This window comes from Aeoliella fuhlenseeensis (genome assembly GCF_052161615.1).
Lineage (GTDB): Bacteria > Planctomycetota > Planctomycetia > Pirellulales > Lacipirellulaceae > Aeoliella.
In genome coordinates this window covers 5,306,452-5,321,728 of record NZ_CP197417.1, presented here as the reverse complement: position 1 = coordinate 5,321,728, position 15,277 = coordinate 5,306,452, and the positions used below count along the sequence as shown (strand labels likewise).

At 61.0% G+C, this 15,277-nt stretch carries 15 protein-coding genes and 1 tRNA gene; 9 read left to right on the top strand and 7 right to left on the bottom strand.

Annotated features, from left to right (window positions below):
• The first annotated feature begins 20 nt into the window (after positions 1-20).
• A tRNA-Arg gene (locus SH292x_RS20880) sits at positions 21-94 on the top strand.
• Positions 95-164: 70 nt separating this feature from the next.
• Here SH292x_RS20880 and SH292x_RS20875 read toward each other — a convergent pair.
• Both SH292x_RS20875 and SH292x_RS20870 read right to left on the bottom strand, forming a co-directional pair.
• A complete protein-coding gene (locus SH292x_RS20875) occupies positions 165-923 on the bottom strand; it encodes a glucosamine-6-phosphate deaminase (protein ID WP_442482963.1) in 759 nt (252 codons plus the stop codon).
• A gap of 51 nt (positions 924-974) precedes the next feature.
• Positions 975-1,994 (bottom strand): Gfo/Idh/MocA family protein, encoded by a 1,020-nt coding sequence (locus SH292x_RS20870; protein ID WP_442482962.1) that lies wholly within the window; start codon positions 1,992-1,994, stop codon positions 975-977.
• A 139-nt stretch (positions 1,995-2,133) separates the two neighbouring features.
• Here SH292x_RS20870 and SH292x_RS20865 point away from each other — a divergent pair, with 139 nt between their 5' ends.
• The 3 genes from SH292x_RS20865 (at position 2,134) to SH292x_RS20855 (ending at position 5,159) form a co-directional block, all read left to right on the top strand.
• Positions 2,134-3,081 carry an N-acetylglucosamine-6-phosphate deacetylase gene (locus SH292x_RS20865; protein WP_442482961.1) on the top strand — a complete coding sequence of 316 codons (948 nt, stop codon included), beginning with the start codon at positions 2,134-2,136 and terminating at the stop codon, positions 3,079-3,081.
• Positions 3,078-3,794: a GntR family transcriptional regulator gene (locus tag SH292x_RS20860; protein WP_442482960.1), complete on the top strand. Its 717-nt coding sequence runs from the start codon at positions 3,078-3,080 to the stop codon at positions 3,792-3,794. Before SH292x_RS20865 ends, SH292x_RS20860 begins: the two co-directional genes overlap by 4 nt.
• A 96-nt stretch (positions 3,795-3,890) precedes the next feature.
• Positions 3,891-5,159 carry a Gfo/Idh/MocA family protein gene (locus SH292x_RS20855; protein ID WP_442482959.1) on the top strand — a complete coding sequence of 423 codons (1,269 nt, stop codon included), beginning with the start codon at positions 3,891-3,893 and terminating at the stop codon, positions 5,157-5,159.
• 73 nt (positions 5,160-5,232) lie between these two features.
• Here the strand turns inward: SH292x_RS20855 and SH292x_RS20850 are convergent, their stop codons facing one another.
• Positions 5,233-5,601, bottom strand: a complete 369-nt coding sequence (locus SH292x_RS20850) for a hypothetical protein (protein WP_442482958.1) — start codon at positions 5,599-5,601, stop codon at positions 5,233-5,235.
• Between the two features lie 52 nt (positions 5,602-5,653).
• Here SH292x_RS20850 and SH292x_RS20845 point away from each other — a divergent pair, with 52 nt between their 5' ends.
• Entirely contained in the window at positions 5,654-6,382 is a 729-nt protein-coding gene (locus SH292x_RS20845; protein WP_442482957.1) for an SGNH/GDSL hydrolase family protein, read from the top strand.
• Positions 6,383-6,396: 14 nt separating this feature from the next.
• On the opposite strand, the gene SH292x_RS20840 is transcribed toward SH292x_RS20845, so the two are convergent.
• The 4 genes from SH292x_RS20840 to SH292x_RS20825 form a co-directional block, all read right to left on the bottom strand.
• A complete protein-coding gene (locus SH292x_RS20840; protein WP_442482956.1) occupies positions 6,397-7,458 on the bottom strand; it encodes a glycosyltransferase family 8 protein in 1,062 nt (353 codons plus the stop codon).
• Positions 7,459-7,476: 18 nt separating this feature from the next.
• On the bottom strand, positions 7,477-8,526 hold the full coding sequence (locus tag SH292x_RS20835) for a glycosyltransferase family 2 protein (RefSeq protein ID WP_442482955.1): 1,050 nt from the start codon (positions 8,524-8,526) through the stop codon (positions 7,477-7,479).
• Positions 8,527-8,552: 26 nt separating this feature from the next.
• Positions 8,553-9,224 carry a class I SAM-dependent methyltransferase gene (locus SH292x_RS20830; RefSeq protein WP_442482954.1) on the bottom strand — a complete coding sequence of 224 codons (672 nt, stop codon included), beginning with the start codon at positions 9,222-9,224 and terminating at the stop codon, positions 8,553-8,555.
• A 74-nt stretch (positions 9,225-9,298) separates the two neighbouring features.
• The gene (locus SH292x_RS20825; RefSeq protein ID WP_442482953.1) at positions 9,299-11,242 is read right to left on the bottom strand and encodes an ABC transporter ATP-binding protein; all 1,944 of its coding nucleotides are present in this window, start codon (positions 11,240-11,242) and stop codon (positions 9,299-9,301) included.
• A 349-nt stretch (positions 11,243-11,591) separates the two neighbouring features.
• Between SH292x_RS20825 and SH292x_RS20820 the strand changes: the two genes are divergently transcribed.
• From SH292x_RS20820 to SH292x_RS20805, 4 genes are all read left to right on the top strand, one after another.
• Positions 11,592-12,626, top strand: a complete 1,035-nt coding sequence (locus SH292x_RS20820) for a glycosyltransferase family 2 protein (RefSeq protein ID WP_442482952.1) — start codon at positions 11,592-11,594, stop codon at positions 12,624-12,626.
• 132 nt (positions 12,627-12,758) lie between these two features.
• A complete protein-coding gene (locus SH292x_RS20815; protein ID WP_442482951.1) occupies positions 12,759-13,439 on the top strand; it encodes a DUF502 domain-containing protein in 681 nt (226 codons plus the stop codon).
• Between the two features lie 78 nt (positions 13,440-13,517).
• Positions 13,518-14,099, top strand: coding sequence for a DUF3611 family protein (locus SH292x_RS20810; RefSeq protein WP_442482950.1), 582 nt, complete (start codon positions 13,518-13,520; stop codon positions 14,097-14,099).
• 84 nt (positions 14,100-14,183) lie between these two features.
• Positions 14,184-15,269, top strand: coding sequence for a lipoprotein N-acyltransferase Lnb domain-containing protein (locus SH292x_RS20805; RefSeq protein ID WP_442482949.1), 1,086 nt, complete (start codon positions 14,184-14,186; stop codon positions 15,267-15,269).
• Positions 15,270-15,277 lie beyond the last annotated feature (8 nt).

Below are 15,277 nucleotides of genomic sequence, written 5' to 3'. Positions count from 1 at the left end.
GAGCCCCCGCGGCTTGCCACGCGTCCGTAGCGCAATTGGATAGAGCATCGGTCTTCGAAACCGAAGGTTGCAGGTTCGAGCCCTGCCGGGCGTACTAGGTACTAGTTTCTCTTTTTCGGCGAGCAGGGTTCTGAGCTCGCGTCGCACCGCGTACTTTGATCGCGTTAGTGCGCGTCTGCCGTTTGCTTCGTAAGTAGCGAAGCTGCGGGTTCGTCTAGAAACAGCGTGGTGCCGGCGTGGGTTTGGAGAATCGACGCGGGGGCCGTTGGGGTGACTTCGCCTTCCACGGCGGCGCGGACGGCGTTTGCCTTGCGAGCGTCGGGCACGGTGCAGACGATGCGGCGGCTGGTGAGAATCTGCTGGATGCCCATCGACAAGGCCTGCTTGGGGACCTCCGCAAGCGACGGGTACCAGCCTTCGCCCACTTGCTGGCGTCGGCATTCTTCGTCGAGCTCGACCACGAGGTAAGGCGACTTTGTCTCGAAGTCGGCAGGTGGGTCGTTGAACGCGAGGTGGCAGTTCTCGCCGATGCCGACGAACGCCACGTCGACCACGTGCTTCGCGATTTGCTCACCAGCGCGATGGCACTCGGCATGCGGATCGGAGTCGCCTTGAAGGTAGCAAATCGACTTCGGCGGCAGCGGCATACGGCTCACCACGCGCTTCCACAGGAACTGCCGGAACGAGGCGGGGTGCTCGATGGACAGGCCGACGTACTCGTCGAGATGGAACACGTGCACGCGGTGCCAAGGGAGGTTGGGGAGCGAAAGCAGCGCTTCGAGCATTTCCATTTGCGACGCGGCGCACGCAAACACCACGGTGGCTTCGCCGCGCTCTTCGACGGCTTGGCGAATGCTTGCGGCGCCGCTTTGGGCCGCGGCCTGCGCCATTTGAGCGATCGTTTCAAATATCTGGACGTCCATCAGCGTGGTTTCTCGAATCGGGTTGCAAAGCTAAAGTTGTTGCTTCTAAAGTCACTCGGCGGAGGCTGACTTCTGGCGTGCGAGGTCGATCACTTCGGCGATTTTGACCGTCGCCCCTTCGCGATCGCGGCTTAGTTCCGCGGCTTCCATGATGGCGAGCACTTCGAGCGTCTCGTCCGGCGAGACAGGGGCCACGCGGGTTTCGAAGAAGGTGCAAATCTGCGTGACCAAATTGCCGTAGCCCGAGAATCCGGTGTTCGAGGCGACTTGCTTGGTGCCATAGAGCGTGAAGGAATACACGGGGTTGCCGGTGGCGAGTGCCCACATGGTCCCTTTGCGTCCATCCTGCCATTTGCAGGCGAGCAGTACGCCGGTGGTCGAATCGATTCGAGTGACTTCTTCGCAACCCGGACCCAGGAGCGTAGCGAGCGACTCGACGCCGTGGATGCCGTACCAAAACAGGTCGGGGTGCGTGGGTTCGGTGCGATACGGCGAAGAAGTCGACGCGCCGAGGAGTTTGCCGATCTTCTTGTTGGACTTGATCGCTTCGACTTCGGAACAGAATCGCAATGCGGACGAACTGAAGAACGGCGTGTTCGTTTCTTTGGCGATTCGCATGATCGAGAGGAAGTCGGCGACCGAAGCCGTCGCCGGCTTGTCGATGAACACCGGTTTGCCCACGGCGATTTTGCGGAACTGTTCGAGGTGTACCCGGCCATCCACGCTTTCGAGTAGGAAGGCGTCGGCGAGTTCCACCGCTTCGTCGATCGAATCCACGATCGTGACGCCGGACCTCTTAAGCTGGTCGGCGAACTTTGCGACGCGGTCTTTGCTGCTCGCGATGTCGGGGCTGCCGCCCGGGAAGGCGGCGACCACCTGGACGTTGGCCAGGGGACCGGTTGCCGAGGGAGCGTTGATGAGCTCGGTGAAGGCCACGGCGTGGGAGGTATCGGTGCCAATGACGGCGACGCGAATCGGTTCGGCGAAGGCCCCATTTGCGCAGAAGTAACTCGCCGCGACGATCAGAAGTTGGAGCCCGCTCGGCGGGGAATAGGGCCACGTAGGGATCATGGGGACGCCCGTTGAATTTTAATTGACGGCAAAACTGCATGCACTATAATAACTGCATGCAGATTGGGTCAAGCCGCTGAGTCGTGTTTTCCCGCACCAATCCTGCGCCCGCCCCTTCCTGCCTTTCCCGCCACGCCCCATGCCCGGCCTTTTCGACATCCAGGTGAACGGTTACGGCGGGGTCGATTTCAACTCCGACACGATCGACGACTTGGCGATTTTGCAGGCGTGTCAGCGACTCGAAGCGGATGGGGTCGAAAGCATCCTGGCGACCATTATCTCGGCCGATGTCGAATCGATGTGCCGACGAATCGGGCGTATCGCGCGGGCCGTGGCGAAGTCCCCCGAGGTCGCCCGCGTGATCCGCGGCATACACATCGAGGGCCCCTTCCTTCGCGATCAAGCCGGCTACATCGGCACCCACCCGGTTGCCAGCGCGCAGCCCGCCACGCCCGATGTAGCGGACCGGTTGCTCGAGGCGGGCGAGGGGCTCGTGCGGCTCGTAACGCTTGCGCCCGAGCGCGATGCCGGCTTCGCGACCACTCGCTGGCTCGCCGAGCAGGGTGTGGTCGTGTCGGCTGGGCACTGTGATCCGACGCTCGACGAACTGCGCGGCGCGATCGACAACGGGCTGTCGATGTTTACGCATTTGGGCAACGGTTGCCCCAAGCTGATGGACCGTCACGACAACGTGGTGCAGCGGGTGCTGAGCGTTGCATCGGACCTTTGGGTCTGCTTCATCGCCGATGGCGTGCACGTGCCGCTATTTGCCCTGTGTAACTACTTGGATGTGGTCGGCATCGATCGGGCGATTGTGGTGAGCGACGCGATTTCGGCCGCGGGACAGGGTCCCGGTGTGTTCGCGCTGGGCGACATGCAAGTGGTGGTCGACGAGAACCTGGCGACGTGGTCGGCCGACCGGCAGCACCTGATGGGCTCGGCGTGCCCACTGCCACGAGCCATGGAGAATCTGGTTGAGCGGGTGGGACTCACCCGCGACGAAGCCGAACTACTTACTTCCGCGAATCCTCGACAAGCGCTGAAGATGGATGCCTATCACCCCGTTGGCAAGGAGCTGAGCCGATGACCGCGCTGTTGTCGAACCTACGCATGATCCGCCGCTATCCGAGCGTGGCGAATGCCGTCCGTCTGCTCGACGACGAGAACCGTTCGCTGGTGGATCAAGCAGCCGACGAGATCCTTTCGCGTATAATCACCGGTGCGTTTCAGCCGGGGATGAGCCTCAAGTCGACACAGCTCGCCGCGACGCTGGGGATGAGTCGCACGCCGATCGCGGGGTCGCTCGCCCGGTTGGTGGACGATGGCGTGTTGGTGCAAGCGTACAACCACGCGGCGGTCGTCGGCTCCCACGCCAAAGACTGGCTGGACCACGTCCACCGACTTCGGCAACTACTGGAGCCCGAGGCGGCGGCGCTCGCTGCGGGGCGACTGCCGGAGGATGTGATCGAAGACTTCCGCCTGCTGATCGCCGACGCCGAGCCGATGGTCCGCGAGTGCTGGAAGATCGCGGCGATGCTGCTGGACTTCTCGCTGCACCTCGCAATCGCGGAATACTGCGGCAACGAGCCACTGGCCGCGGCGATACGCAAGTGTTGGTCGTTCAAGCGAGTGTCGTACTCGTTGTCAGGCGACTGCGGGGAGAATTTGGAGGCGGAATACTTCGAGCACGTGGCGTTGTTCGAAGCGTTGGCAGCGGGCGACGCGCAAAAGGCCCGCTCGCGGATGGCTGGTCACTTGAAGAACGCATCGGACACCCGGCCCTCGGCGAGGATCGTTTAAGAGAAGTTTGGCAAATCGTAGAAAGCGATGAGTTCAAGAGCCGCCTTAGTTGGGCACTCGCACTATTCGACAACCCTGAGTAATTGGTAGCAACCTATGAATCGACGGCAATTTATCGGTACCGCAGCCGCGGCTACCGCGGCCTACACGGCGGCGAAAACGACCCTGGCGCAGGGGGCCAACGACAAGATTGTGCTCGCGCTGATGGGAGCCCACAACCGCGGGGCCCAGCTTGTCGAGCGATTTGGCAAGCTGCCCAACGTGGAGATCGCCTACATTTGCGACGTGGACGAGCGGCAACTCGAGAATGGCGTGAAGGCGGTGGCGAAGGGGGGCCAGAAGGCCAAGCCGCAGGTGACCGGCGACTTCCGCCGGGCGCTGGACGATCCGAACGTCGATGGGCTGATTTGTGCGGCACCGAATCATTGGCACGCGGCGGCGACCATAATGGCCTGTCAGGCGGGGAAGCACGTGTACGTGGAAAAGCCGTGCAGCCACACGGCCGAAGAAGGCGAGCTGATGATCGCCGCGGCGAAGAAGTCGGGGACCGTGGTGCAGGTTGGCATGCAACGCCGTAGCGGCGCGCTCTACCAGCAAATGGCAGAGAAGGTTCGTGGCGGGGCGATTGGCAAAGTGTTGCTCGCCAAGTCGTACTACCACCGCAACCGCCCGACGCTAGGCCACGCCTCGCCGGAGACGCCCCCAGAGTACCTCGACTTCGACATGTGGCAAGGTCCCGTGGCCGAGCAGCCCTACCGCAGCAACATCCTGCACTACAATTGGCATCAGTTCTGGCAGTGGGGCAATGGCGAGCTGGGCAACAATGGCGTCCATACGATCGACATCTGCCGATGGGCGATGGGCGTTGATTTTCCTTCGCGAGTCACGGCGTTCGGCCGAAAGCTTCGCTTCGACGACGATCAAGAGACGCCCGACACGCTCACCGTGAACTACGAATGCGGCGACGCCAACATCCAATGGGAAGGGATTAGTTGGTCCGATCCCTACCTGACCGGCAGCCAAATTGGTATCGAGCTACGTGGTACCGAAGGCACCGTGACCATCAACGACGGCGGCATGACCATCTACGATGAACGACGTAGGCCGGTCGATCGGCTGAAGGAAAGCCGAGGGGATACTGAGCACTTGATCGACTTTGCCAAGTGCATCCAGGAAGGTGGTGTGCCTCAGGCCAATCTCGACGAAGGGCATAAGAGCGTGATGTTCTGCCACCTCGGAAACATGGCGTTCCGCAGCGGGCTGGATCTGGAAGTCGATCCGACGACAGGCCACTTGATTGGCGACAGCGCCGCCCAGAAGTACTGGGGCTGCGAGTACCGAAGCAAGTGGATGCCCAAGGTGTAAGCGGGATAACAGCAAAACCCTCGGCGACTTTGCGGTCGTCGAGGGTTTGCACCCCTTGGCAAGTTTCGCGTTCTTAGGGTCGCGACACCGTCTCGTCGAGATTCAGCAGCACGCGGCTAAGCATCGTCCAGGTGGCGAGCTCGTGAACGTCGTGCTCTTCAAGCTTGGCTTCTTCGCCCACCACGGTTTCAGCTCGCTCGCGATCGTCCGCGAACAACGCCTGGTGCTTGGCGAGGTAGTCGGCGAGCGTTTCAAGCTCGTTCTCGCTCGCCTCGCGAGAGGTAGCAAGCCGGAAGGCGTACTGCAGCCGCGCGGCGTCGTCGGTGGCAGGCGATGCAAGTACACGGGCGGCCATCGCCCGCGAGGCGAGCAGCGACTTCCTGCGGGCTTCGACTTCAAACGCACGGTAACCATTTCGCAGTGGCTTTGAATTCCACTTCAACTCAGGACCAGCTATGCGGCGTTCGATAGGGTACCTTGCACTTACGCTCGCTATGGCACTTAGCTTCGCCATCGCCGCGACCGTCGGGGCGGAACCCGCCGAGGTGTCGAGCTATCTGGCGGATGTTCGTGGCGAGTTCGTCAAGAAGTGGCCCGAGAACCGCACGGTGTACCTCGTCTGCCACGGGCATAGCGTCCCCGCTGGCTACTTCGAAACGCCCGAGGTCCGCCCGTTCGATAGCTATCCGCACCTACTGAATGTTGCCCTTCAGGAGAGACACCCCACCGCGATGATTGAAGTCGTTCGCACGGCGATCGGTGGTGAGAACTCGGAGCAGGGAGTCAAACGTTTCGCGGCTGACGTGCTCGCCAAGAAACCGGACGTGATCACCATCGACTACGCGCTCAACGATCGCCGCATCGGTCTGCAGCGCGCCCGAGTTGCCTGGGAGTCGATGATTCGTCAGGCGAAAGAGCAGGGCGTGAAGGTTATTCTGGTCACGCCGTCTCCCGACCAACGATCGGACTTCAACGACCCGAAAGATCCATTAGCATTGCACGCAGCACAGGTCCGCGAGCTTGCGGCGATTCACGAGGTGGGCTTGGCCGATAGCTTCGCGGCGTTCCAACAAGCCGTCGCCGCCGGTACACCGCTGGCGGACCTGATGAGCCACGTCAATCATCCCAATCGCAAGGGCCACGAGCTCATCGCGGGTGAGATTGCCCCTTGGTTCGGTGTCGAGCCGCCACTCGAATTTGAAGCGGGGACGAACTCGCCGTAACGGACGTCGGACCGCTACGCCGCGCGGCCCGTCAATTTCTTGATCGAGCCCGACACTTTGCGGTAGACACTCGACTTGCGAAGCACCTGCTTCACTTCGTGCACCGTCTTGCGCAGGCCCTTGCGGCGCTTGGGGCCGAGCGTGGCTCGAGGAGCATTTTTCACCGGCTGCGGACGCCAGCCTTGCCACGGCGTGCGGTCGAGCACTTCAAAGTACTCGTGCCGCAAAGGGTGATCGCAGTCGGCGTGCCAGGGTTTCGCGGGCGAGCAGAAGTGGATGATCCACGGGTCGTGTCGGACGCTTTCGAACATCTGCTGTGTTAGCGGGCTCGCTTCCCACGTCGGATAAACGAACACGTGCGAGCCTTGGTTCCACCGCGGGTCGAGCTGGTGCCAGCGATCGGCGAACACCACGTTCAGGGCGTATTGATCCCACCACAGCACGTGCTCGCGATGCTCTTCGAGGCAGCGAAACACTTGCTCGGCGAACCCTTCGCTTCGCCAAAGGTCAATGTCCATGACCAACAGGCCCGAGTTGAAATACCGGCCTGTGGGATTGAGGCCGAGCGCCTCGTAGTTCGCCACTGGCCGTGCCGCGGACAACCAAGTGGTCGCCGCCTCGAAGTTCGGCGCGGAAATCTGAGCGTCGATCCAAGGAGCGGCCATGTCCTGCACCGCTGCGATGCCACACTCGCCAAGTGGTGCGTCCCACAACAGCGACACGTCACGCCGCACGAGCATGTCCGAATCGAGATACAGAATTCGGTGCACGTCATCCGGCAGCAGTTTCGGCAGCAGCAACCGGAGGTACGCCGCGGTGCTGATGTGGTGACTGACCGGATAGTCGGCGACGAGCCGAAGGTCGGGCGTCAACCAATTCAACTGGCAGCGGTCGCCGCAGAGGGTCGCCAGTCGCTCTTTGGTCAGCGAGGTCATACCACCATCGAGCACGTACAGAACGATCGCTCGCGCGGGATCGGTCGCATCCAGCAACGAGCGAAGCGTCACCGCCAGCGGCATGGCGTAGGTATCGTCGGCACCGCAAGCGATGACAATCGGTTCGTTGGCACTCGGCATGGAACGTTCGCCTTTTCCTTAGGCGGCCTTGTTGGCTGCGGTAGAACGAGTAGCAGTGGATGACGACGCAAGACCGGACTGCACCGGAAGGCTCGGACGATCCAAGGGCTGATGCGTCGCGGCGATGCCGAATCGCACCGCACAGAACGCCGCCTTGAAAAGATCCTTCCAGCGCTTGCGGTCGAGCTTCCAAGCTCGAAAGTACAGGGGCGCGGCGCGGCCACGTGTGGCCGAGGGGTCATGGGCAGGGTGGCTCGTTGCGTGAAATCTCGCCGCAACCGCAACATTCACCGCGATCAGTCGCTTCAGCCGCCGCGGCCGCAATCCTGGCATCGACGTGTAGAGCTGGGCAATATCGGTTGACTCTTCGATGGTCCCCGCCAGGCTTTGCGTGGTCGCCCCCGCGTGGCACTTGCGATACAGACAATGCACGCCACCGACGTAGCGGAACTTCTTGCCAATATACGCCGCGCGAAGCATGAAGTCGGCGTCCTCGCAGTACTTCCGCCGGGCATCCCACGGACCCACTTCCTCGATCACCGAACGTCGTACGATGGTCGCCGACGGAGTGACGTAGCTGCGACCGAATAGCGACTCCGGAAACGACGCCACTTCTGGAGCGGTTGGTCCCCAAAGCCCGAGCAGCAGATCGGTGCCATCGGTAAACATAACAACGGTCGAGTAAGCGAGGTCGTCCCCCGACTCTTCGAGCGCAGCTACGCACGACTGCATGTGGTACGGCAACCAGCGATCGTCGCAGTCCAGAAAAGCGATGTACTGCCCCGCCGCCTGTTGGAACGCCACGTTGCGCGTGTAGGCCGCGCCGCAGGACGTTTCGTTACGCTGGTAGTGAACGCGGTGGCGAGGATGGTTGCGAGCGAACTGTTCGACCAATTGCTCGGCACCATCGTTCGAACCATCCTCCACCACAACCACTTCCCAGTGCTTGTAGATCTGGCTGGAAATCGAATCGAGCGCTTCGCCCAGGAACCGAACGCCATTGCGGGTTGGAATGATAACGGAAACCAGTCCCGGCGTTTCGGGAAAACTGAACAGAAGCTGACTCATGGCAAGTGCCCTTCGTTGCTAGATGACTACAGGGCCCATACGGTGCCACCAAGACGGCGAGGTCCGCCAAACTCGTCGACCACCTTGATGACGCCTGGGAACTTATCGCAGTAGTCATGCCCGGAAATAATCTTGGCCCCCACGCGTTTGGCCCATTCGATGTCCTTCTTGGTTTCCTCGTAGTCGTGCATGGCATCGAGGAACACCAGCGCCGGCGCGGGGCCTTTGTAGTTGCGGTAGTACTCGTTCTTATCGCCGCGGATCAGTTGCACCTCGCCTTTCGCGATCGGGTACTGAAGCAACTGCCGAGCCAGTGCCTCGTGCACATCGGGCGACAGGCCCCAGGGATTCCAGCAGAACGCGTCCACCGTGATGATCTTCTGTTCGGGCGACTTGGCGAGCGCCATGTAAGTAGCCGTGATGCCCACCAGCGTGCCGACCTCGATAATCGGACCAGGGAATTGCTTCGACTCGCGAACCAGCTCCTGCAATAACGCCACACCCTCGGGTTCTACTGTGCAGTCCTGCGGGTGGAAGTTGGCAATCGACGCCGGGGGAGGCGAGATCACCACAACCGGGGCAGGAGCGTGCTTGGGACGGGCCACGCGCTTTACACCACGGGCCAGCTGTTGGAAGGGTCGGGAAACTTCGCGCCGAAGTTTGGAGAGGGGAGTCTTCGAAATCTGCTGGGTGGCCATGGGCGGGTCTTCCTTGAACTTTGGGGGCCAGTTGGAGGGTAGATAAATGGGGGATTCGAGTTAGGGCTTGGACGCTACGCGGACATCGCCGTCGCGGAGTCGAGTTCCAGTAGTCGGCCATTTTCCACGTGGATAACGCGCTGAGCGAGCGCCAGCGTGCTTTCGCGGTGGGTTACCATGATCAACGTTCGGTCGACCGCGATGTCCTGCAGGGCATCGTGAATCAACCGCTCGCTTTCGACATCGATCTGACTGGTGGCTTCGTCGAGGATCAGTATCTCGGCATCGCGGAGAATCGCGCGGGCCAGGGCGATTCGTTGACGCTGCCCACCGCTCAGTCGCTGACCGTTGGCACCCACAATCGTGTGGTAGCCTTGGGGCAGGTTCGACACGAACTCGTCCGCACGGGCGAGCTTCGCGGCTTCGATCACTTCTTCCTCGGTGGCATCCCACCGGCCATAACGAATATTGTGAAGCACCGTCTCGTTAAAGAGCTCGGTCTGCTGACTCACCACGGCGATCCGCTTGCGAAGGTCGGCCAGCGCCATCTCGCGAATTGGCACGCCATCGATTTCGATGTCGCCCGACTGCGGTTCGTAGAATCGACACAGCAAGCTGACGATGGTGCTTTTGCCGCTGCCGTTGGCACCCACCAGGGCAACGTGCTCGCCACGCTCGATTCGCAAGTTCACGTCCTGCAGCACGGGCTGAACGCCGTCGTAGCTGAAGTGGACGTGACGGAACTCGATCTCTTGATGCGGCGAGGGAAACGCGCGGGGCGACTCCGGTTCGCGAATCCGCGACTGAGCGTCGATGATCGGGAATAGCAAGTTGGCGGCGGCCATGCCATTGTTCACGCCGGTCACCACCCCCGACAGCTTTCGCAGTGGGTCGGCAGCACCGATCAGCATCGCGAAGAACACCGTGAGCAGGCTGACCGACAACGGGCGGTCGCTCATCGGGATGCCAAAGATGTCGGTTCGCTGATTGGTGACCAAGTAGCCCGAGACGACGATGCCCGTACACAGCATGCCGATGCCAAACAGTTCGGTCACCGGACTGGTGAGCGAGTTGTAGAACGTGGCGGTCATCGCAGTGCGTTTCATAAGCTCGGTCGACTCGCGAAAACGTTCGCGCTCGAAGTCTTCCATCGTGTTCGCCTTCACCGTGGTGAGCGAACCGAACACTTCGAGCATCACGTGGTGGAAGCCTCGCGAGCGATCCAAGATGCGAAGCGACAGCCGGCGGATCGAGCGGTTAAGAAACACGATCAAGTAAGCGGCGAGCGGAGCAAAGATTAGCGACGCCAGCGTCAACCGCCACGAGATCATCCACGCCCCCGCCAGGCAGGCGAAGATGCGGAGCGGTTCGGTGACGGCGCCCCCCAGAATGTTGGTGAGCCCGACCGAAAGCATGTCGGTGGTGTAAGTAATGTGGGCAGCGAAGCCACTGGTGCCGTGGGCATCAAAGCCGGGGCGATCGAGGGTGATCGCCGAGTTGAAGAGGCGACCGCGAAGGTCGCGCGATACGCTTTGCGAAACCGACGACACCAGCACCGCGTTGGTCACCATGAATACCTGCTTCATCAGCGTGGCGACAAGCACCAGGCTGGCGATCAGGGCAATCGTTGCAAACGGCGTGCTGGGGAGCCAGCTTTCGAAGAAGGGTTGCACGCGCTCGGCCGAGTAAAGCTCCGCGGCTTTCGCCTGTTTGCGTACTTCCAGCATCTGGAGCTGGATATCCAGTTCAGCACGTTCTTCAGCAGGTGCCTTCTCGATCCGGGCTGCCAGCGACTTGAGTTCAGCTTCGTGCGCCGTTAGTTCCTGCTTCGACTGCGTGATCTGTTCGCGGTTCCAATCCTGAAGCGACTTGCCCTGAAGCGTGGCTTCGATAATCGGAAACAGGGCCGCGATGTTCGCGCCCCACAGCACCGCCACGGCCACCGAGCAACCGATCGATGCCACCACGGCAGGCCAATACTTGAGCGCCTCGCGTACCGCACGCAGGAACGAGTTCATGCTTGAAACAACCTTCGGAATTCGGCAGGACTACGGCCTTGCCTGGCTTGACTGCATGGTCTTGCCACCAGTGCAGGCGGGTGTCGCGAACGGAAGCCCGCCGCCGCGCGTGGCCGGAGTGTAGGCACTTGAACTATTTGGTCCAACCCCAATCAATCGTGTCCCTGAATTCCCCTAGCTAGCATCGGGAATCCGCGATGGGAGTTTCCGATACCCCCCAATCAACCCCACTGGAACTACCGATCCTGTACCTTACCTACTGACGTTGACCCGCTCACATTTACTTGGTTTAATCCCGCACCTCAACCGATAGCACTGCCGAGCGGGCCAACACCTTGGCAGGTATAACATGCGAACAAGTTGCCTCATCAATAACTACAACTACGGTCGCTTCCTTCCCGAAGCGCTCGATAGTGCGCTTTCACAGTCGGTGCCATTCGACGAGATCATCGTCGTCGACGATGGCTCCACCGACCACTCCCGCCGTATCCTTCAGCGGTACGAAGCGGAAGAGCCAAGAATAACCGTTGTAACGCAGCCCAATTCAGGGCAGCTCTCGACCTTCAACACCGGCTATAAGCTAGCAACCGGCGACGTCATCTTTTTCCTCGACGCCGACGATACCTACGCCCCCAACTACCTCGAACGGACGATGCGCGTTTACGCAACTCGCCCGGATGTCGACTTTACCTTCTGCGGACGCGAAGTTTTCGGCACCCAGAACTGGATCGACATGCCCTATACCCAGGACATGGACTTCGGCTACTCGGTAGCCGGCGTCGCGCTCGGACAGCACTGGATCGGCGGTCCGACCTCGTGCATTTCGATGCGGCGCCAGGTTCTCGACCGCCTGCTCCCGGCGCACGACCTCGAGAACTCGTGGACCATCTGCGCCGACCTTTGTTTGGTATATGGCGCCTCGCTCGCTCGGGCGCGAAAGTACTTCATCGCCGACCCGCTAGTCCGGTACCGCGCCCACCCCGACAATCGCTACTTCGGAAAACAGGGAAACCGGATCTCGCAGTACAACCAGCGGCTAAGCTTGATGCAGCTGAACGACCACTACATGGAACGGTTTGGCTACCATCGCGACGACTTGGCACAGTTGCTGCGTGCCGAGTTCCGGACCATTCCGAGGCCGACCAAATTGCAACTCCGCGAGTACACCCGCACAACCTTCCGCCAGCACCAATCGCTCGCGTGGAAGCTTCGACAATTCTCGGCGTACGTGATGCACTTTGCTTCCACGAGAAAGCGCGCCGCTGCACTTGCACCCGAGGAAATTGCCCCCGCCAAGGTAGCACGTCCTGTGATGGTGGCCGAGGAGAAGCAGCGGAAGGCGAAGAAACGACTCAGCGAAGCTCCGGTGTTTGCTGCTAAGTAGGCACGGTAGTTCGCTCCGAGGAACACGGCACGCGACCCGGGGGTGGCCTTCGCTGGCTATCGCTGTACGTTGCCCCGAGCGTCGTGGTACACTGGCCCGCTACTTGGCTGGTGCACGCTTGGGCCTCGCAATATGTTCTCTCGATTTAGTCAGACGTTCGTCACGGGCGTTTTCGGCATTCTGCCACTCGCGCTAACGTTCGCCGTCTTCGCCTGGATGGTCGTGTTCTTGCACGATCTTGCCGGCCCTAAGAGCGCCTTCGGCCGCTTACTGCAAACCATGGGCATGTCGCTCACGGCCTGCGAAGTCACCGCGTATCTCTTGGGGCTCGTCGGCACGTTCCTGCTGATCTACCTGCTTGGCCTGTTGGTCGAGAACGGGGCGGCGGTGCGATGGAACGGCTTGTTCGATCGCGCCATGCAGCGAATCCCGCTGGTGTCGACCGTCTACGATGCCTCGAAGAACTTAACGAGCGTGTTCGATCGCCGTGCCGACTCGATGCAGGGAATGATGCCGGTGATGTGCTACTTCGGCGACGAGCTCGGCATCGGCACCCCTGCCCTGCTCCCCACGTCCGAACGCATTCGAATCAACGACCAGGACTACGTCGTGGTCATTATCCCCAGTGCCCCCGTGCCGTTTGGCGGGGCACTCCTGTGCGTCCGCGCCGATTGGGTGAAGCCGGCCGATTGCACCTTCGACGAACTCGTCGGCATCTACATGTCCATGGGAGCGAGTGCCCCCGCCTCCCTCGGCCGCAACAACAAACCCGAAACCCCAAACCTGTCTCCCCCAAGCGAGCGGGGCCCGTAAGGGCCGTGGTAATATAAACGAACCACATCCCCTTCCATTAAAACGCATATCGCCAAGATCACCAACTAAGGTCTTCTTATGATTCCCGATACAACGTACCCCAAGCTCGCACGCAGCTTCCGTCGATTGGGGTGGATTGGTTTTTGGGTGCAGATCGTGCTCGGGATCACGCCCCTGTTCATGTTCGGCTACTTCCTCTTCGGCAAGTTCACCGGCACCGACCAGCGCGTCGGCTTCTCGGAAATCCTTGCACTCACTGGGCTCGCCATCCTGGCGTTCACCACACTGTGGTCGCTCCGCTACGTGAAGCTGGGCACACAAATCGACGACCTGGCGCGCCGCCCCACCACCTCTAAGATTCAGAACACGCTTTGGATCGGACTCTGGGCGAGCTGCGCGGGAATCGCGATTTCGCTCGCCCTGATGTTCTACGAGGTCATACGGCTTCTCATTTTATTCCTCAAAGCACCCCAAGGTGGTGTGCCGGTGATGCAGACGCAAATCGACGATCGCGCGACCTGGGTGTCTGCGATGGACGTCGTGAGCTTGCTAGCAGAACTCTGCACCCTCGCCGGCGAACTCGTGGTGCTAGGATTCACGCTGTGGCTGTTGTTCCGCGTAGCACGACTACATGGAACCAATGAGTCGCCGAACAGCTAGTCAAACTGTAGGAGGGGTCTCCGACCCCGATTATCGGCCTCGGAGAGGCCTCCCACAGTCTTTTTAATTGAGTGCGCCCGCCTGATGAAAATTTCCCAACGACTGCTGGCGATTGTTCGGCGAACAGGGCGATTCTTAGCCGTCGCTGCCTGGTGGGCTCTTGGCATCTGGGCGATGCTCGCCATCTTCTTCACCGCCCCGGGCTCCGCATGGCTCGGCTGGCCACTCGCATTTGCGGTAATCTGGCCATTCTGGAAGGCTCGTCGCGAGCGCAAGAAGTCGAAGGATTCGCCCGAAGCCGCTTCGCGCAGCAAGCGGTACTCGCTGGTCGCGCTCGCTGCCGCAGCGATCGTTGGCGTCTATTACTTCGGCTTCGTCACGCCCGATCCCAATCAGAACTGGGTGGCCGAGCAGTCCCGCATGCCGATCGTCGATGTCGAAGGAGATAAGGTTTACGTCAAGGACATTCGCAACTTCACCTGGCGGACCGCGACCGACTTCGACGCCAAGTTTTACGACCGGGTGTACGATGTCAGCAAGATCAACTCGATGTACTACATCGTGGCACCGATGCCGGTGTGGGACGGCGTGGCCCACGTGTTCGTGAGCTTCGGCTTCACCGACGGCCAGCACTGCACGGTGTCGGTCGAGGGCCGTCGAGTAGTGGGAAAACCTTACCGGCTCATCCCTTCACTATTCCGCCAGTACCAGCTGATCTACGTCGTGGGTGACGAACGCGACGTGCTTGGGCTGCGTGGTGCGATTTGGAAGAAGCAAGTGTTCTTCTACCCCGCGAAGACCACGAAGGAACGAATGCAGCGCATCTTCGTCGACATGATGCAGCGGGCGCACGATCTGGAGGAGCACCCCGAGTTTTACAACCTCGTGACCAACAACTGCATGAACAACATCACCGACCACCTCAGGCTGCTAGGCGGTCGAACGGTGCCGCACGACATTCGGCTTCTGCTCACCGGATTGTCGGACCGCCTCGCCCATCGCTATGGGTTCATCGACACCGACCTGCCATTCGAAGCGGCTCGTCGTGCGTTTCGTGTCGACCAGTGGATGCAGACTACGCCGCTCGACGAAGGCTTCTCCGATCGCCTGCGCGAGCAACTCGCGAAACAAGTGGCCGAAGAACAAAAAAAGGCGGGCGAGGCCAAATAAGCCCTCGC